Origin of the sequence: Dialister sp. UBA1703 (assembly GCA_002320515.1) — a bacterium.
Taxonomy (GTDB): Bacteria; Bacillota; Negativicutes; order Veillonellales; family Dialisteraceae; genus Dialister.
The window spans coordinates 1-269 of the sequence record DCJJ01000022.1; positions in this window are offsets into that span (position 1 = coordinate 1).

Genomic DNA, 269 nt, shown 5'->3' on the forward strand with positions numbered 1-269 from the left:
AAGTCTTTTTTGAAAAAAATAGGTTTATTGTTAACAGGAGAAAAAATAGGCAAGAAAAAAGCACACATCAAAATGACATGTGCTTTCGGATTTTTTCTTAATTAAGTGGCATTGTATCTGGGGGACAGAACAACCTGTGCTTAAAGTAGAATCACTTATCAACAGATAGCGTCACGGAGCTTTATTGTCCCCCCTACCGCAGGCGGTAGGCATATATATGATGGCGCCGAAGGCGCCGTACCTCACCAGCGCAGCGATACTATATAACT